The 16,233-nt window shown below is 60.0% G+C and carries 16 protein-coding genes, 2 tRNA genes and 1 pseudogene; 13 read left to right on the top strand and 6 right to left on the bottom strand.

The genetic code is table 11. The features are described 5' to 3' along the window. The first annotated feature begins 207 nt into the window (after nucleotides 1-207). Entirely contained in the window at nucleotides 208-531 is a 324-nt protein-coding gene (locus HMPREF2806_RS14005) for a CPBP family intramembrane glutamic endopeptidase (protein ID WP_070516130.1), read from the top strand. Nucleotides 532-545: 14 nt separating this feature from the next. Further along, nucleotides 546-875, top strand: coding sequence for a hypothetical protein (locus tag HMPREF2806_RS03155; protein ID WP_049157640.1), 330 nt, complete (start codon nucleotides 546-548; stop codon nucleotides 873-875). Nucleotides 876-931: 56 nt separating this feature from the next. Here HMPREF2806_RS03155 and mgtE read toward each other — a convergent pair whose 3' ends face one another. The 3 genes from mgtE to HMPREF2806_RS03140 form a co-directional block, all read right to left on the bottom strand. Beyond that, the gene (gene mgtE / locus HMPREF2806_RS03150; RefSeq protein ID WP_046647407.1) at nucleotides 932-2,296 is read right to left on the bottom strand and encodes a magnesium transporter; all 1,365 of its coding nucleotides are present in this window, start codon (nucleotides 2,294-2,296) and stop codon (nucleotides 932-934) included. A 169-nt stretch (nucleotides 2,297-2,465) separates the two neighbouring features. Further along, the gene (gene crtI / locus HMPREF2806_RS03145; RefSeq protein ID WP_070510611.1) at nucleotides 2,466-3,980 is read right to left on the bottom strand and encodes a phytoene desaturase family protein; all 1,515 of its coding nucleotides are present in this window, start codon (nucleotides 3,978-3,980) and stop codon (nucleotides 2,466-2,468) included. 2 nt (nucleotides 3,981-3,982) lie between these two features. Continuing rightward, nucleotides 3,983-4,831, bottom strand: coding sequence for a phytoene/squalene synthase family protein (locus HMPREF2806_RS03140; RefSeq protein ID WP_070510610.1), 849 nt, complete (start codon nucleotides 4,829-4,831; stop codon nucleotides 3,983-3,985). Between the two features lie 93 nt (nucleotides 4,832-4,924). Here HMPREF2806_RS03140 and HMPREF2806_RS03135 point away from each other — a divergent pair, with 93 nt between their 5' ends. Both HMPREF2806_RS03135 and HMPREF2806_RS03130 read left to right on the top strand, forming a co-directional pair. Further along, nucleotides 4,925-5,665, top strand: coding sequence for an ABC transporter ATP-binding protein (locus HMPREF2806_RS03135; protein ID WP_070510608.1), 741 nt, complete (start codon nucleotides 4,925-4,927; stop codon nucleotides 5,663-5,665). A 3-nt stretch (nucleotides 5,666-5,668) separates the two neighbouring features. Then, nucleotides 5,669-8,215 (top strand): ABC transporter permease, encoded by a 2,547-nt coding sequence (locus HMPREF2806_RS03130; RefSeq protein ID WP_070516127.1) that lies wholly within the window; start codon nucleotides 5,669-5,671, stop codon nucleotides 8,213-8,215. A 37-nt stretch (nucleotides 8,216-8,252) separates the two neighbouring features. Here the strand turns inward: HMPREF2806_RS03130 and HMPREF2806_RS03125 are convergent, their stop codons facing one another. Beyond that, nucleotides 8,253-8,612 (bottom strand): fluoride efflux transporter FluC, encoded by a 360-nt coding sequence (locus HMPREF2806_RS03125; RefSeq protein WP_070510605.1) that lies wholly within the window; start codon nucleotides 8,610-8,612, stop codon nucleotides 8,253-8,255. Continuing rightward, nucleotides 8,609-8,926, bottom strand: a complete 318-nt coding sequence (locus HMPREF2806_RS03120) for a fluoride efflux transporter family protein (protein ID WP_070516125.1) — start codon at nucleotides 8,924-8,926, stop codon at nucleotides 8,609-8,611. Before HMPREF2806_RS03120 ends, HMPREF2806_RS03125 begins: the two co-directional genes overlap by 4 nt. An 83-nt stretch (nucleotides 8,927-9,009) precedes the next feature. Here HMPREF2806_RS03120 and pgm point away from each other — a divergent pair, with 83 nt between their 5' ends. The 7 genes and pseudogenes from pgm to HMPREF2806_RS03085 all read left to right on the top strand — a co-directional run bounded on the left by pgm (nucleotide 9,010) and on the right by HMPREF2806_RS03085 (nucleotide 13,631). Then, nucleotides 9,010-10,626 (top strand): phosphoglucomutase (alpha-D-glucose-1,6-bisphosphate-dependent), encoded by a 1,617-nt coding sequence (pgm, locus tag HMPREF2806_RS03115; RefSeq protein ID WP_070516123.1) that lies wholly within the window; start codon nucleotides 9,010-9,012, stop codon nucleotides 10,624-10,626. A gap of 23 nt (nucleotides 10,627-10,649) precedes the next feature. Continuing rightward, a complete protein-coding gene (locus HMPREF2806_RS03110) occupies nucleotides 10,650-11,111 on the top strand; it encodes a MauE/DoxX family redox-associated membrane protein (RefSeq protein ID WP_049157654.1) in 462 nt (153 codons plus the stop codon). A gap of 17 nt (nucleotides 11,112-11,128) precedes the next feature. Continuing rightward, on the top strand, nucleotides 11,129-11,596 hold the full coding sequence (locus HMPREF2806_RS03105; protein ID WP_070516121.1) for a MauE/DoxX family redox-associated membrane protein: 468 nt from the start codon (nucleotides 11,129-11,131) through the stop codon (nucleotides 11,594-11,596). A gap of 58 nt (nucleotides 11,597-11,654) precedes the next feature. Beyond that, on the top strand, nucleotides 11,655-12,407 hold the full coding sequence (locus HMPREF2806_RS03100) for a DsbA family protein (RefSeq protein WP_049157657.1): 753 nt from the start codon (nucleotides 11,655-11,657) through the stop codon (nucleotides 12,405-12,407). Between the two features lie 85 nt (nucleotides 12,408-12,492). Further along, nucleotides 12,493-12,565, top strand: a tRNA-Ala gene (locus HMPREF2806_RS03095). 22 nt (nucleotides 12,566-12,587) lie between these two features. Then, a tRNA-Ala gene (locus tag HMPREF2806_RS03090) sits at nucleotides 12,588-12,660 on the top strand. A gap of 175 nt (nucleotides 12,661-12,835) precedes the next feature. Beyond that, nucleotides 12,836-13,631 (top strand): annotated as a pseudogene (locus tag HMPREF2806_RS03085) (methyltransferase domain-containing protein). A gap of 82 nt (nucleotides 13,632-13,713) precedes the next feature. Here HMPREF2806_RS03085 and HMPREF2806_RS03080 read toward each other — a convergent pair. Beyond that, nucleotides 13,714-13,998 carry a cupin domain-containing protein gene (locus HMPREF2806_RS03080; RefSeq protein ID WP_046647394.1) on the bottom strand — a complete coding sequence of 95 codons (285 nt, stop codon included), beginning with the start codon at nucleotides 13,996-13,998 and terminating at the stop codon, nucleotides 13,714-13,716. Between the two features lie 211 nt (nucleotides 13,999-14,209). Between HMPREF2806_RS03080 and HMPREF2806_RS03075 the strand changes: the two genes are divergently transcribed. Continuing rightward, the gene (locus tag HMPREF2806_RS03075; RefSeq protein WP_049155214.1) at nucleotides 14,210-15,175 is read left to right on the top strand and encodes an ABC transporter substrate-binding protein; all 966 of its coding nucleotides are present in this window, start codon (nucleotides 14,210-14,212) and stop codon (nucleotides 15,173-15,175) included. A gap of 6 nt (nucleotides 15,176-15,181) precedes the next feature. Next, a complete protein-coding gene (locus tag HMPREF2806_RS03070) occupies nucleotides 15,182-16,231 on the top strand; it encodes a FecCD family ABC transporter permease (RefSeq protein WP_083306493.1) in 1,050 nt (349 codons plus the stop codon). Nucleotides 16,232-16,233: the final 2 nt, after the last annotated feature.

Here is a 16,233-nt window from a genome sequence, read left to right as displayed (position 1 = left end):
CCCAACCGGGCTGGATATCAGGTGTCTACCTAACGGGGGTCAGGTCCCCTTGTCCGACGCGGGTCAATCGGGGTGTCTCGAGCTCGGGCAAATGTGGGTTGGCGCTGGGGAAACCTGCAGGCAGCAGCTTTAAGTGTCATCTTGTTCCCTGTGCTGCTTGGAATAGGTTATCTTGGTATCCGTCTTGTATCTACGGATAGTCTCGGCATGCCGGGTGTCGTTCTTGTTCAAGGGGTAAGCGTTGCCGCGATTCTAAGGGCTGCAGGCGAAGAGTTTTTCTTCCGAGGATTTCTCGGGGGTTTACTTCTTCGGCGTTGGGGATTGTGGGCCGGAAACACTTTTCAGGCGGCCCTTTTCCTTTTGCCCCATGTGGTGTTGTTGAGCTTTGATGCTCATCTGTGGCCCGTACTTCCGGTTCAATTCCTCGGTGGGTGGATACTTGGGGCGGTGAGATTTCGCTCCGGTAGCGTCATTGAGTGCTCAGTCTTACATGCCGCCCTCAACATAGGTATCGGATTGTTGGCGGGTTAGGTGAAGGATTGCGTGTGGCTGCCCAACGCGACTATTGGTTGACACTGAGCACAAAGCCGCGTGCCGCAGGCATTTTCTTCGTACGTCAGGCGGGAACTGCTTCGCTGATGACTTCAGGACGCTTGCAGAAAGCAAAGCGCACCTTGTGCTCCTATGGTTCGGGTTTGTTCGTGAAGGCGGCAATAGAGGTCGCAGCGACACTTTTTGTGGTGGACAGTTGGATGCAGAAATCGATGGTGTTCAGCCCGGTAGAGGAGAGGGGTAACCGTGTAGCAAGTGGCGCAAGCGTCATGCAGGTGTATGCACAGCTTTTCAGCCGCGCGCCGAAGATAGTGCGGCTCTAGTGCGGGCACAAGAATATCGGCGGGCTGCGCGACGGAGCGCGGCAGTTTCTATCGGGCTAGATGCCCAACACGGACTTTGCGATGAAGAAGTAGATAATCAAGCCCGTCGCGTCACAAAACGTGGAAATGAACGGGTTAGAAAAGACAGCGGGATCCGCGCCAACCGTCTTTGCCACAATCGGCATGAGGCCGCCAACTGTCGCTGACATTGAGCAGATAAGAAACAGGGTGGAGCCGATCACGATACCGATATCGAGGCCGTAGATCACCGTCGCCAAGACGAGACCAGCCAGTCCCAGTACGGCGCCGAGCAGCATTCCGACGCGCAGCTCGCGCCACATTACAGAAAGGAGGTCGCGCGTTCGGACGTCGCCAAGCGCGAGCGCGCGGGTCACAGTAGTCGCTGCCTGGTTTCCAGTATTACCGCCCGTGCCGGTGAGGAGAGGGATGAACAGCGACAGTACAACCGCCTTGGCTAAGGTGTCCTCGAAGGAATCGAGAACCCGCACGGTCAGCAGAGCTGACACAGCGAGCACGAGCAGCCAGAGAATGCGGGAGCGAACGAGCTTGAGCAACGGCGTCGACAAGTAAGGCTGCTGGAGCGCTTCCGTACCACCGGAACGAGCAGAGTCCTCGCTGTCCGCTTCTTCCATGATGTCCGTGGCATCGTCCCACGTAAGAAGACCGACGAGGCGGTGTGAATCATCCACAATTGGCAGAGCTAGCATATCGAGGGGCAAGAACCACCGCACGGTCTCCTCGGCGTCGGCAGTCGCGTATGCATATACCGGCTCGTTCATGATGTCCTCAATGAGTACACCGCGCTCAGCCGTGAAGAGTTCGCGCAGGCTGACGACGCCCACCAGACGCCGGTCCTTGCGCGTCACCGGAACGGTATAGATGGTCTCCAGTTCATCGGCCGTATCCCGGAGCGTGTACAGGGCATCTTCCATGCTCATTTCCGGGTGAATGTCGGGCACCTCTGGCGACATACGACGCCCGACGGAGCCCTTCGTGTATCCAAGGATCACTCCGGTCACGTCGCGTTGAGTCTGGGTCAGTGAACGGAGGAGGCGATCCGCAATCTCCGCGGGCAGCTCATCCAAGAGCGCCACTCGGTCTTCGGGGTCCAACTCGTCGAAAAACTCGTAGACATCGGCGTTGCCCAGCTCATCAATGATGTCCGCTTGGTGCTTTGCATCGAGTGCGTCGAAGACTGCGATGGACTTTTCCCGCGGCAGCAGGCGGAGGGCTAGCGCAGCGCGGAGAGCATTTTGCCGCTCCACAATCGCGATGAGGTCTTGACGGGGAACGCGGGCTAAGAGCTCCTGGAGACGAGGGGCCTTTTTAGGATCGATAGCGTCTTCTTGCTTCAGCCATGACTCTACGGTCTCGCTGGCCTGCTCAGTAGTTTCTGCCATCGCTTCGCCTTTCCACTCGACGTCAACCTCCTCAGACTACGCTATGCAGCGCTGCACGGCCTTTTCGTGAATTCCATGCCGTGGAGTGGGGACTGAGAACCAAGTTCTGTCACGGGGGTCAGCACTGGGGGAATTCAGCGCGAATTGAGAGTGCACTCGGGCCCAACGTTTAGCGCTGTTCACGCATCCGCGTGAGGACGTTGTGCGCAGAAATAAGGCACATTGGCACTCCCACGCCCGGCACGGTCGTTCCGCCCGCGTAGAACAGGTTCTTCAGTTTTCGCGAGACGTTGCGCCCACGGAAGAACGCGGACTGCTGCAGCGTATGTGCAGGTCCCACCGCTCCACCTGCCCACGCGTTATAGCGCTGCGCAAAATCAGAGGGCCCCACCGTTCGGCGCATGACGATGCGCTCGGCAAAGTCCGGAATGCCAAGCCATGTGCCTAGCTGGTGGATAGCGGCGTCAGCAATCGCGGCGACGCGGGCAGATTCTGTGTCGTTGTAGGCACTTCCGTGGCCAAACGCTTCTTCCGCCGGCACAGGGACGAGCACAAAGAGGTTCTCGCAGCCCTCCGGCGCCACGTCAGGATCCGTCGCGGATGTCTTCGACACGTAGATCGACTCCGAAGCACCGAGCGGGCGCGAGGCCTCCGGGCCGTGGTAGACGGCGCGGAAATCGGGCTCCCAGTCCTTGCTAAACAACAGAGTGTGGTGCTCAAGCTGCGGCAGCTCGCCGCGGACGCCGAGGAACACCAGAACCGTACCCAAACCCGGATCGCGCCGTGCGAAGTAGCTTTCCGGGTAGGTCCGCGCTGACTCTGGCAGTAACGCGGTTTCGGTGTGGCGCAGGTCCGCCGCCGACACCACGGCCTCTGCAGAAATGAAGCGGCCGTCATCCAGCCGCACGCCAGTTGTGCGCCCGTCCGTGCACTCAATTGCCGTCACCGCGGTACCCATGAGGAAGGTTGCACCCTCCGCTTGGCGCGCAATCGCCGCGACCACCGCGGCGAAGCCACCCTGCGGGTAGCGCACACCTTCGACCAGGTCGGTGTGGCTCATCAAGGAATACAGGGCCGGCGCGGCCTGAGGCTCGGTCGACAAAAACACCGCCGGATAGGTCAGGACCTGACGCAGGCGATAGTCCTGAAACTGCGCCGCTACCAGCCTGTCCAGCGAACGCGTCAGCAGCATCGCGAGCGTGCCCAGCCGCGTGAGCACCTCCCGTGTCAGCAGCTCAGTAGGGCGCGAAAACGTGGTGTACAAAAAGCTGCTCAGCGCCACCGCGTAGACGTCGGAGGAGCGCGCCAAATACGCCCGTACGCGCTCACCCGCGCCCGGCTCAATAGACTCGAATAGGTGCGCGACCTCCTCCACGCCGCTCTCCACATCTAGGAACGCGCCGTCCTCGTTGTACACGCGATACGCAGGCGAGAGGGGGACGAGGTCCAGCTCACGCTCGGTGCTCGTCCCACAGGCCCGGAAAAATTCATCAAAAGCCTCCGGCATGAGATACCACGAAGGCCCCGTATCGAAACGGAAGCCGTCGACTTCTAGGACTCCCGCCCGCCCGCCGACGCTACGCTGCTTCTCGACGACGACCACGTCCCAGCCCTCCCGCAGCATCAACGCCGCGGTGGCAAGCCCCGCGATGCCAGCGCCGATGACGACAACCCGCTTGCCCATGTTTATTTCACCGCCGATGCAGCTGCCCGGCTCACGAGGAAGGCCTTACGCGCTGGTGATACCGACACCCTTGTCGTGAGGATCTCGACGGCGGGGGTTGCCTCGAGCTGGTCGGTGAGCTCAGTAAAGAGGGCGGTAGCCGCCGCCACGCCCATGCGGGAGCCGCGCGGCAGCAACTCGATGGCACCCTGCGCTACAGACAGGTCCTCGCGAATATCAGCGATGATGGCAGCCTTTTTCCCTTCGTCCAAGCCGGTGGGATCGGGCAGCGCTGGAAAATATGAGCGGCCGAGGTCTGCGGAGTCCTCGCGCAGATCGCGCAAGAAGTTGATCTTCTGAAACGCCGCGCCCAAGCGCCGCGCGCCTTCCTCGATGCCGGCCGGTCGCGCCTGACCGGCGTAGAAAGCATCCAAACACAAGAGCCCAATGACTTCCGCGGAGCCGGACACGTAGTTCTCGAAGGAGTCGTGTGTGTGCGTGCTCTGGGTCAGATCGCAGCGCATGGAAGCAAAGAACTCTGCGATGTGCTCGTCCTGGAACCCGCAGCGCCGCGCGGAGAGCGCATACGCGTGCACCACGGGGTCGGCGTGAAAACGCTGGGAGGGGGCGGCGCGGACGGTGGCCTCGTAGGCGTCGAGAAGCACGGCGGCGTCCTGGGGAGCAAGCCCCGCGTCGACGATCTCATCGGCCGTGCGCACCATGGCGTATAAGTTACGGATATCCACGCGCACCCTGGGTGAGAGAAGCCGCGTGGCCAGGGAAAAACTGGTGGAGTAGTGGCGCATGACCTGAGCCGCGGCTGCTTCGGCACAACGGTCGTAATGCTCTAGAGCGGAAAGGGATGCGCGCATGGAGCATATTTTAGACCACACGCGTCACATAACTTACCCAGGGCAAGATAGGGTAGTGACGTTACTTTCCCCATCTATAAGGAGAACACGTCCATGACCACCCCAACGACGACTGCCGCGGCACGCGCCGTTGACCTGTTCAAACAATACGGTCAGGGAGATACCGCAGTCACCGCGTTGGACCACGTCGACGTTGAGTTCGCGCGCAATACCTTTACCGCCATCATGGGCCCGTCGGGCTCCGGCAAATCCACCCTCATGCACACTATGGCGGGCCTCGATTCGGCGACGTCCGGCTCGGCTTTCATCGGTGACACCGATATGTCGCAGCTCAGCGATAAAGACATTACCGCCCTGCGCCGCGACCGCCTGGGTTTCATCTTCCAGTCCTTCAACCTGGTGCCCACGTTGACCGCGGCAGAGAACATCACGCTGCCTTCCGATATCGCTGGCAACAAGGTCGATAAGGCGTGGTTTGATGAGGTCACCACGCGCCTTGGCCTGTCCCACCGCTTGAACCACCGCCCGGCCGAGCTCTCCGGCGGCCAGCAGCAGCGCGTGGCGTGTGCGCGCGCCCTGGTTTCCCGTCCTGAGATCATCTTCGGTGATGAGCCCACCGGCAACCTGGATTCGAACTCCTCCGCCGAGGTGCTCGACATTTTGCGTACCGCCGTGGACAAGGATGGGCAGACCGTGGTTATCGTTACGCACGACGCCAAGGCCGCTTCGTACGCTGACCGCGTGGTCTTCCTCGCCGATGGCCGCCTGGTTAATGAGCTCATGAATCCGACCATGGAGTCCATCCACGCCGTGATGGCAGAAATCGAGGGCTAGAGCATGGCCACAAAGAACACCATGCGCACGGTCTCCGTGCGCAATATTCTCGCGCATAAGCTGCGCCTTGCCCTGACCCTGCTGGCGGTGGTGCTGGGTACCGCGTTCATCTCGGGCTCCTTCATGTTCACCAACTCGCTGTCGAATACGTTCGACTCCGCTGTCTCGACAGCATTTACCGGCGTGGATGCGGCCGTGAGCCAGAAGGAAAACGGCCCGAAGCTGGATCAGAAGATGCGCGATGACATCGCCGCCGACCCCGACGTTCGCGCGGTAAACATGCAAAGCAGCCAGACGGTCGTGGTGGCCAACGAAGACGCCGAGGCGTTCCAGACCGGCGGGGGCACGTCCAGCGTGCAGCCCTACTACCCGGAGGATCAATCCGTCGGTGAGCCCGCCACGCTTGTCGACGGCTCCGAGCCCCACGGGACCGGCGAAGTCCTCATCAACGATTCCGCAGCCGAGAAGTTCGGCATTCACGTCGGCGATACCCTCCTCGTCGTGCACCCGGACCAGCGCGATGAGGTGAAGGTCGTGGGCGTCGTCAAGCCTGTGGTGGACCAGGGCCCCAGTCTGACTTTGCTCATGGAGCACGAGGCCTTCGTTGAGCGCTATGGAGACTCTTCCCAGCTGAAGGTCGCTGCGGCCGACGGCGTCGATGCCGATGCGCTCGTGGAGCACCTCAACAACACCTTCGAGGTCGAGGCGGAATCCGGCCAGAAGCTGGCCGATGAGCTGTCGGATCAGATTTCCTCTGCTCTGAAATTCGTCAACTACTTCCTCATCGCCTTTGGCCTCATCGCGCTGCTGGTGGGCACGTTTATCATCGCGAATACCTTCTCCATGATCGTGGCCCAGCGCACCAAGGAGTTCGCGCTGCTGCGCGCGCTCGGCGCATCCCGCGGCCAGATTACGCGCTCGGTGGTGACGGAGGCCTTCATCGTGGGGCTCGTCGGCTCAGCCGTCGGCGTGGTGGCAGGTATGGGTCTCGTCGCGATCATCAAGGCAGTCTTTGAAGCTAAAGACATGCCCATGGGCGGCGGTCTGGGCCTGAGCGTCAGTGCAGTAGTCGTGCCGCTGCTCTTGGGCGCGGTGGTCACCATCGTGTCCGCGTGGGCGCCGGCGCGCCGCGCGGGTGCGGTAAAGCCGGTGGAAGCCATGCGCACCACCGAGTCTGCTGCCGGTTCTTCGCTCCTCGTGCGCAGCGTGCTGGGTGGACTGTTGCTTGTCGCGGGCATTATCTTCGCGGTCCTCGGCGTGCTTATCGACGCCTCCACGGGCATCCGTGCCTCCCTCGTGGGTCTTGGCGCGCTCAACCTCATCCTCGGCTTCTTCCTGGCTGGACCGGCCATCTCCCTGCCCATCGTTCCGGCGATTGGCCGCGTGATTGGTGCACCGTTTGGTGCGGTGGGCAAGTTGGCGTCGACGAACTCGGCGCGGAACCCGCGCCGTACGGCCGCCACCGCCTTCGCCCTCATGCTGGGCGTGGCGCTGGTGACCTCGATCGGAATGCTTGGCGCGACGATGAAAACCTCGGTCGCGGATGCCGTGGAGCAGGACGCCCGCGCGGACTTTCTGCTGTCGGGTCCGACATCGGGCAACTTCCCAACGCCGAATGAGACGGCGCAGCGCGCCCGCGATACCGAGGGCGCCGGGCAGGTCGTGGCGATGAGTACCGCGCCGTTGCAGGTCGATGGTCAGGCCTCCATGAACTACAGCCCGGAGATGGCGATCAGCCAGGTGGTTGACGGCAACGCCGATGACGTCCTTAACCTCACCCTGGTGGAAGGATCGCTGAAGACGGGCGAGGAGCCGGGCTTCATCGCCGAAGCCGATCTAGCTGCAGAGCAGGGCTGGGAGGTCGGCCAGAGTTATGAGCTGGCGGGCCCGGATCCGTCTCGTACCACGCAGGTGAAGCTCCTCGGCACGTATGAGCCCTTCCAGATGCTCCCGCGCTTAGCTGTCTCCGCCTCCGCGGCAACGGAGGTCGTCGACCCGGCTAGCCTCAACGTCATGTTGGTCTACGTGAACGCGGAGGAAGGCTATGACAAGGAAAAGCTGCGCGCCAACCTGGAGGAGTCCGTCAAGGACCTCGTCGTGGTGCAGGTGCGCACCGGCGAGGAATTCGCAGGCGAGGCCGCCGGCATGATTGACCAGATGCTCACAATCCTCTACGCGCTGCTGGCGTTGGCTGTGGTCATCGCGATCCTGGGCATTGTCAATACCCTCACCTTGGGCGTGATTGAACGACGCCAGGAGATTGGTATGCTGCGCGCGGTGGGCACCCAGCGCCGCCAGATTCGCACGATGATCACCGTGGAGTCGGTACAGATTGCGCTCTTCGGCGCTCTCATGGGCATCCTCATGGGGCTGGGGATGGGGTGGTCCTTCATTTCCGTGCTTGCGGACGAAGGCCTCGACTCCACGACGGTGCCGTGGATGATGCTCGTCGTCATGCTCGTCGGCTCCGGCATCGTCGGTGTGCTGGCCGCCCTGTGGCCGGCCCACCGCGCGGCAAAGACCCCGCCGTTGGACGCCATCGCCGACTAACACTTCGCGCGCTTAGACGCGGAGTGCGGTGAGAAGGCTAGGCCAAAAGCGAGCCGACCCACGCCCCGCGCCACGCCAGGACGATGCCCAGGCCCACCGTCCAGAAGAGATACCGCGCCAAGCGCCACCAGCGCTTGGCCTTAATCATGTCACCGAGCTCTTTGGCCAACGTGGACCATGTCGATAGCCCGCCCGCCACGCCGGCCGCGAGCAAGGGGAGGAAGAACTCGGCGGTGTGCGCGTGCGTGGCGTAGCCATAGGCCACGCCGGCCACCGCAGAGCCGATGAGGTTCGCGGCGAAGGTACACGTGGGGGAGGGCAGGATGCGGGTTAACAGGTAGCGCCCGCAACCGCCCACAAAACCGCCGGCGAGCACAGCCAAGATGGAGAGCATCATGCGCGCCTCCGAGCCTGGAGACGGTCACCGACCAGGTACGCCACGGTGCATCCCAGGACCGTTGCCAGGACATATGCCCCCGCCTGCGCCGGCCCGAAACCTGAAGTGAGATACGCAAACGCGGCAAAGCTGGTGAACCCACCCAAGAAACCCGTGCCCCAGAACGCGGGCGGCTTGGCATAGCCCATCACAGCACTGCCAACAACGTTGATGAGCAACAGCGGCAGCGCGCCGCCCCCGAGAAGCGAAGAAAGGCCAAAGCGGGCCAGCGCCCCGAGCGCGGTCCCGCAGCCCACAAGAAGGATCTGTGGCATAGGCACCATCCTAGTTGGGATGCGAAAACGTCGTGAAGCAGGCAAGCTTAAGGTACATCCACATCCCCAAGGAGGAAACCACCATGGCACACGAGCGCGCCGGCCAACTAGCCCAGCCTTCGGATCTCATCGATATCGCGGAGTTGGTCACCGCGTACTACACCCGCACCCCCGACGCCGATAACCCTGACCAGCAGGTTTCCTTCGGCACCTCTGGGCACCGCGGCTCCGCCTTGGACACCGCCTTCAACGAGGCCCACATCCTGGCCATCACCCAGGCCATCGTGGACTACCGCGCCGAGCAGGGCACCACGGGCGCCATCTTCATCGGTCGTGATACCCACGCCCTGTCCGAACCCGCCATGGTCTCCGCCCTCGAGGTCCTCCTAGCCAACGAACTGGAGGTCCGTGTAGATGACCGCGGCCGCTACACCCCAACGCCAGCTGTTTCCCACGCCATCCTGACCAACCCAGGCACCGATGGCATTGTTATCACCCCGTCTCACAACCCGCCGCGCGATGGTGGATTCAAATACAACCCGCCGACAGGCGGTCCGGCGGATACCGATGCCACCGACTGGATTGCAGCAAAGGCTAACGACTACCTGCGCGCCGGGCTCGAGGGTGTGAAGCGCGCGCCGGTCAACGGCGTGCTGGATGAACGCTGCGTGAAGCACAATTACCTCGACTCCTATGTGTCCGATTTGGCCAACGTCGTGGACATGGCGGCCATCAAGGACGCCGGCGTGCGCATCGGAGCGGACCCGATGGGCGGCGCCTCGGTGGACTACTGGGCGGCCATCGCCGAGCATTACGAACTCAACATGACGGTGGTGAACCCAGAGGTAGACGGCACTTTCCGCTTTATGACGTTGGATACCGACGGCAAGATCCGCATGGACTGTTCCTCCCCGGATGCCATGGCTTCGTTGGTGGATAACCGGTCCAAGTATGACCTGGCTACCGGTAATGATGCTGACGCTGACCGCCACGGCATTGTTACGCCGGATGCTGGGCTGATGAACCCGAACCACTACCTCGCGGTGGCCATCGAGTACCTGTTTAGCCACCGTCCCCAGTGGGGAAATGCGAGTGTGGGCAAGACCTTGGTGTCCTCTTCCATGATCGACCGCGTCGTGGCTAGCCTGGGGCGTGAGCTCGTGGAGGTGCCGGTGGGCTTCAAGTGGTTTGTGCCGGGGCTTGTCGACGGCTCCCTCGGCTTCGGCGGCGAAGAATCCGCCGGTGCTTCCTTCCTGCGCTTCGACGGGAGCGTGTGGTCCACCGACAAGGATGGCATCATCTTGGACTTGTTGGCCGCGGAGATCCTGGCAGTGACGGGTAAGACTCCGTCGCAGCGCTACGCGGAGCTGGCGGAGGACTATGGTGCGCCGGCCTATGCGCGCACCGATGCCCCGGCTACCCGCGAACAGAAGGCCATCCTGAAGAAGCTCTCTCCGGAGCAGGTGACGGCGACGGAGCTGGCGGGCGAGGAGATCGTCGCCAAGCTCACTGAGGCGCCGGGCAACGGCGCGGTGATCGGCGGCCTCAAGGTGACGACGGAGAATGCGTGGTTTGCCGCGCGCCCGTCCGGCACGGAGGATAAGTACAAGATTTACGCCGAGAGCTTCCGTGGCGAAGAACACCTCAAGCAGGTGCAAGAAGAAGCGCAGGCGCTGGTGTCACAGGTTCTCGGAGGTTAGTTCTGCGGCTAGGCTAGTGGTTTATGACATCTCCACAATCCATATCGGTGCCTGACCTCATCAGCGCGCTCGCGCGCTGGGGAATGGCCGCCGTGTGGATTATCGCCGGCATACAGAAACTGGATGCCCGGATGGAGATGACCCAGGCCATTGAGGCCTATGGCATCTTTACCCCGGAGTGGTCCGGATACTTGGCCTACCTCATCGGGCCCCTGGAACTCATGGGTGGGGTGCTGCTGTTGTTGGGGCTGTTCTTGAGGGAGGCGTCGGCAGTCGCTGCAGTGGTCTTGGTCCTGTTCATGGTGGGCATCGCGCAGGCGTGGACGCGGGGGCTCGTCATCGATTGCGGGTGTTTTGGCTACGACCCCGCCGACGTAAGTCAGGGCATGAACTACGCACTGACGCTGCTTCGCGACGCTTTCTTCCTCGCCCTCACCGTCTGGACCATCCGCCGCCCCTACCGCCGCTATGCCCTGCACCCGTAGATTGTTAGGCTAACTCCGTGACCAAAACCAAAATCAGCGCACCACTCGTGCTCGACATCATTAGTGCATTCGCGCGATTCTATATGGCCTATGTGTGGATCAAGGCGGGGGCGTCGAAGCTGACGGATCAGCTCGCGGTGTCGCAAAGCATCAAGGCATATGAAATCTTTACCCCTGAGTGGTCGCACTACTTGTCCTACCTGATTGGCCCGCTGGAGATCTGTGGCGGCCTGCTGCTTTTGCTGGGGCTGTTTTTGCGACCATCGGCGTGGGTTGGGCAGATAGTTCTGGTGCTGTTCATGATCGGCATCGCGCAGGCGTGGGCGCGGGGACTCGGAATTGATTGCGGCTGCTTCTCCGTGAGCCCTGATGAAGACGCGCAAGTGATGAATTACATGATGACACTTCTGCGAGATGTCTTCTATTCTGTCTTAATGGTGTGGACGATCAAGCGTCCTTTCACCAAGTTTGCATTGCACCCTTAACAGCGGTGTGTAGGCTTTTCATCTGTTCGAACTTAAGTCATAAAGGCAAGGTTGTTTCATGAGTACAGTCAAAGACCCCAACTCCAAAGGCAATAGTGGATTCGTCTGGGGCCTCGCTGTTCTGCTGGTTATTATTGCCGTGGTCATCGGCTACATCGTCTATCAAGGACGAGGCGCACAGACCGATGCGCTGGGGGACTACGCCGCCGAGGATGTCTCCCTGGAGATTTCCCTCGCGGACAATGCGGTAACCCTCAAGTCTGCGGATGCCGCAAAGGACGCAACCGAAGTAGACCTGTACGAGGACTACTCCTGCCCGCACTGTGGTGACCTGGCGAAGGAAACCGACGAGCAGATGAAGGATGCGATTGATGCGGGCGAGCTCGTCGTGCACGTGCGCACCCTCAACTTCCTTGACGGCAGCCCAAACGGCTTGGAGAGCATCAAGTCCAACACGGGCCACTCCTCCAAGGCGGCAGCTGCGATGGAGCAGGTAGCAAAGACCGGTGATGCCAAGCTCTACTGGAACTTGCGTAAGTACCTCATGGAGAACCAGTCCAAGGTGTACAACAAGTGGGAGATGGAAGACTTCGCTGCTGCCGCGAAGGAACTGGGCGCAGATGATGCCACGGTAAAGGCCATTGAAGAAGCCCCGGTTGGTGAAGGAAACCCACTGGTGACCTCGAACTACGAAAAGCTGGAGAGCGAAACCGGCCAGGTTTCCTCGCCGCGAATCATCAAGGATGGCAAGGACATTCCGGAAGACCAGAACACGTCCATCATGGAATGGGTTGACATCGTCACTAAATAAGGCGTCCCAACTCGCGATTTGGTGAGTGAATGGGGAGCGGATATATTGATACGAGTTGCAATCGTGAAGGTTGCACCTCGTATGAGGGGCTATGGCGCAGTTGGTAGCGCACCACACTGGCAGTGTGGGGGTCACGGGTTCGAATCCCGTTAGCTCCACTTCATAATTCAATACAGCTTTGGGGCTATGGCGCAGTTGGTAGCGCACCACACTGGCAGTGTGGGGGTCACGGGTTCGAATCCCGTTAGCTCCACTTTATACCCTCTTTCCACTGGTCAGAGGGTTTTATTTTTGTCTGGGGAATTCTTTGTTGACGTCTGGTTATGACTGTGTTTAAAGCCAGGTGAAATCCAAGGTTGAGTGCCGGGGACGTGGTCGACGAACTGGTAAAACCGGACTGATTCATTGGGGAGGGCAATCAGGTCCTCATGAGTGAACAAATGATCGGCACATCACGTGCGGATGAATCCATGCAAGGCCACTGGCTTTTGGCCAAATTGGGAAAGTGAGTCCTTTGCCTCGGCGGGCGCAGACTAACAGATGAATTGCTCGAACTATCCGGAATTCCGAACGTTGATGTAGTTGAACCAGCGCCTAGTCTTGGGCGCACGCCGGGTAGGATTCTTGAGCTCACGCCTTCGAGTTATACAGGTGCGGATAGTGATCCGGATGCTGTGGCTGCAGTGCGCCGCGTCTTTGGCCTGCGTGCAAAGCTAATTGAGGCCGACGCCGCTGAAACTGGACTGGCCGATGAGTCGGCTGACCTTGTGATTGGGAAGCGATGCTCACCATGCAGGGTGAGAAGGCTAAGAATGCAATCGTTGCAGAGGCTGCGCGCATCCTACGTCCGGGTGGGCGGTACGCCATTCACGAACTGGGGCTAGTTCCTGAAGAACTAGCAGATGGGGTGAAGGATGAAATCCGCCAAAGCCTTGCGCGCGCAATTAGGGTGAACGCGTGTCCGCTGACCTTGGGCGAATGGACGGCAGTGTTTGAGGCTAATGGCTTTTTAAAGCCGCCAAGGTTGAGACCGCGCCGATGGCTTTGCTGCAGCCGCGTCGAATTCTTTCCGATGAAGGATTCTTAGGCACGCTGTGCTTTGTGAAGAACCTTCGGAATAACTCCGATGCCCGCAAGCGGGTGCTGCAGATGCGAAAAACCTTCAACACGCACAGCGAGCACCTCAACGCCGTGGCAATCGTGGCAACGAAGCCAGAGCGTTAGGAAGCTGGAACGCTATCTAGGCGCGATTGCGCACTACGGTCGGCAGGATTGCTGAGTCTTCCAAGGAGAGCAGTCCATGACGCTACTGAGGCACCACAGCATGCTCATCGGCGCTCAACTCTAGTGAATCGTCGTCTGCGGTAAGCCGAACTTTTCCGCTCAATACGTGCAAGAGTGCCTCGCCAGGGTTCTCGTGCTTAGACAATTCCTTGCCGTCTTTCAGGACAAGCAAGACCTGTAAAAGGGAACCACCAGGCACTGCGCGGAACACGTGGGTTGCACGCCCGCTTTCTGTCCCAGCCGCCTTATTTAGCAGTTCTTCAGCCAGCGCTTTTAGATTAACGCTGACGCTTGGTGTCTCAGCCATTTTCGAAATCTCTTCCAAATGTTAAAGGGGATTGAACTGCGCTAAGCGATGCCAGGTGTAAATGGTTGACCGTCTAGTGTCGAGTCTATATCTTTGGTATATCAATCCTTACAATGAATAGTCCTACCTATTGAAAGTTAGGCAACCCTACTCAAGTGGTGTATATTTGCCATGGTTAATTGATCCCTATTCCCAGCAAAGGAAATAACAAGTGAAAAAGACGGCATTGATGGCTTTAAGTGCTGCTGCAGCCCTCGTTCTTGCGGCGTGCTCCACCTCGGGGGAAGAAGCCTCGGGGGAAGATGCAGCGGCTGGCGACGGTGAGCAGCTGACTCTGTCCCACCCCAGTATTGAGGGGCTAAACATCGACTTCGAAAACCAGCCAGAAACCATCGTTATGGACTGCTACGCCTATAGCTCTCTGCACGAGTACGGCATTGAGCCGGATGCGTTGTTTGGTTTTGAGTGTGACAACCCAGCGTTGATGGGTGATGCTGACATCGAAGGTATTGAGACCATCGGCCAAGATGCTGAGATCGATCTGGAAAAGCTGGCTGAACTGCGCCCGGATGCCATCATCGGCAACGGTAACGCGAAGGGTTGGTCTTGGTTCGATGAAGACGTCAACGCTCAGTTGCAGCGCGTTGCGCCTTTCGTGCCGCTGCCATCGGAAGGCTCTATTGATCAAAGGATTGCGGATACCCGCGAGATTGCAGAGTTCTTCGGCGCAGACGTAGAAGCTGACAACATCGTGGCGGCAGATGGAGACTTCGCAGCGGCCAAGGAAGCGTTCACCGCAGCAGTAGACGGCAAGGATTACAACTTCCTGCTGACCAGCCCAACCAAGGAAATGCTCTATACCGGCGTGGGCTTCCCGCAGGCGGACATGCTGGAAGAACTTGGCGCAAACATCGCAGGCCCAGACACACCAGCGGAAGGAAACCCGTGGGGTCGAGTGGCGTGGGAAGATGCTTCGACCTACCCTGCTGATGTCATCTTGGTAGAAAACTATGACCCAGAGGCGCCATTTACTGCGGAGCTGTGGGACAACCTTCCAGCTGTCCAGGCAGACCAGGTATCCACGTGGTCTTCCAAGGGTGCGTTGACCAGCCGTAACTATGCCGATTGGCTGCAGGATCTTGCAGACAAGGTAGAGACCTACGACAAGGTGAGCTAGTCTTTTATGCCAGCAAGTTCCACCACCTCCACAGCCCCGAAGGCTGTGGAAAGGCCAGTTGCTCCGGCCAACCGGCTCATTGGTTTCATTATCATTGCGGTCTTATGTGCCGGTGCGCTGGTGTTGAGCATGATGGTGGGCTCACGCAGCATTCCACCGTCGGATGTTTTTCATTATCTGATTAACCCGGATCCGGCGGATCCGGTATCGCAGGTGGTCTGGCAGTCTCGCGTTCCACGTACTTTCCTGGTGTTGGTTGCCGGTAGTGCGTTGGGGGTCGCGGGTGGTTTGATGCAGGCTGTGACCAGAAACCCAATGACGGACCCGGGGATTTTGGGCGTTAATGCGGGTGCTTCTCTCATGGTGGTTGTTGGCCTGGCATTTTTTGGGGTTACAGATATCTCCCAGTACATGTGGTGGTCTTTTGCTGGTGCGATTGTGACCTCGGCGGTGGTCTTCGCCATTGGCAACAGTGGTCCATTGCGTGGCAGTCCGGTGCGCATGACCTTGTCCGGTGTGGCATTGGGGGCGGTGCTGGGCGGTTTTGCATCCGCGGTGTTGCTGACCAATTCAGAAGTTTTGGAACGCATGCGTGGCTGGTCAGCGGGCACCACAGCATCGCAGCCTCTCGATGCCACCTTGTCCATCACCCCATTTATCTTGGTAGGCTTGCTTATTGCGCTGGCCAGCACTCGCGCATTGGATGTGCTTTCACTGGGTGAAGCGGCATCGGTTGCTATGGGCGCGCACCCGCAAAGAACCAGGCTGGTGGTATTGGTAGCAATTGCACTGCTAGCCGGTGGCGCTACTGCGGCGGCGGGGCCCATCGGATTTATTGGGCTGTTGGCACCACATCTATCCCGCATGATCGTGGGCCCACATCAAGGGTGGATTATGGCCTATTCAATCGTCTTGGCCCCAGCGGTTTTGGGCGTGAGTGATGTTATAGGTCGCGTGATTACTGCTGGGGAAGTGCCCGTGGGAGTAGTAACTGCATTCGTTGGCGCACCGCTGTTGATTTACATGGTGCGTAAGTACCGCATTCCGGAGGTTTAAGC

Source organism: Corynebacterium sp. HMSC076G08, from assembly GCF_001811515.1.
GTDB lineage: Bacteria > Actinomycetota > Actinomycetes > Mycobacteriales > Mycobacteriaceae > Corynebacterium > Corynebacterium hiratae.
This window is presented reverse-complemented; position numbering and strand designations above follow the sequence as displayed.

What these genes read in the sequence shown, in the direction of transcription:
- mgtE (WP_046647407.1), bottom strand. Translation starts at nt 2,296, where the DNA reads ATGGCAGAAACTACTGAGCAGGCCAGCGAGACCGTAGAGTCATGGCTG.
- HMPREF2806_RS03130 (WP_070516127.1), top strand. Translation starts at nt 5,669, where the DNA reads ATGGCCACAAAGAACACCATGCGCACGGTCTCCGTGCGCAATATTCTC.
- HMPREF2806_RS03080 (WP_046647394.1), bottom strand. Translation starts at nt 13,998, where the DNA reads ATGGCTGAGACACCAAGCGTCAGCGTTAATCTAAAAGCGCTGGCTGAA.
- HMPREF2806_RS14005 (WP_070516130.1), top strand. Translation starts at nt 208, where the DNA reads ATGCCGGGTGTCGTTCTTGTTCAAGGGGTAAGCGTTGCCGCGATTCTA.
- crtI (WP_070510611.1), bottom strand. Translation starts at nt 3,980, where the DNA reads ATGGGCAAGCGGGTTGTCGTCATCGGCGCTGGCATCGCGGGGCTTGCC.
- HMPREF2806_RS03110 (WP_049157654.1), top strand. Translation starts at nt 10,650, where the DNA reads ATGACATCTCCACAATCCATATCGGTGCCTGACCTCATCAGCGCGCTC.
- HMPREF2806_RS03070 (WP_083306493.1), top strand. Translation starts at nt 15,182, where the DNA reads ATGCCAGCAAGTTCCACCACCTCCACAGCCCCGAAGGCTGTGGAAAGG.
- pgm (WP_070516123.1), top strand. Translation starts at nt 9,010, where the DNA reads ATGGCACACGAGCGCGCCGGCCAACTAGCCCAGCCTTCGGATCTCATC.
- HMPREF2806_RS03140 (WP_070510610.1), bottom strand. Translation starts at nt 4,831, where the DNA reads ATGCGCGCATCCCTTTCCGCTCTAGAGCATTACGACCGTTGTGCCGAA.
- HMPREF2806_RS03100 (WP_049157657.1), top strand. Translation starts at nt 11,655, where the DNA reads ATGAGTACAGTCAAAGACCCCAACTCCAAAGGCAATAGTGGATTCGTC.
- HMPREF2806_RS03135 (WP_070510608.1), top strand. Translation starts at nt 4,925, where the DNA reads ATGACCACCCCAACGACGACTGCCGCGGCACGCGCCGTTGACCTGTTC.
- HMPREF2806_RS03125 (WP_070510605.1), bottom strand. Translation starts at nt 8,612, where the DNA reads ATGATGCTCTCCATCTTGGCTGTGCTCGCCGGCGGTTTTGTGGGCGGT.
- HMPREF2806_RS03120 (WP_070516125.1), bottom strand. Translation starts at nt 8,926, where the DNA reads ATGCCACAGATCCTTCTTGTGGGCTGCGGGACCGCGCTCGGGGCGCTG.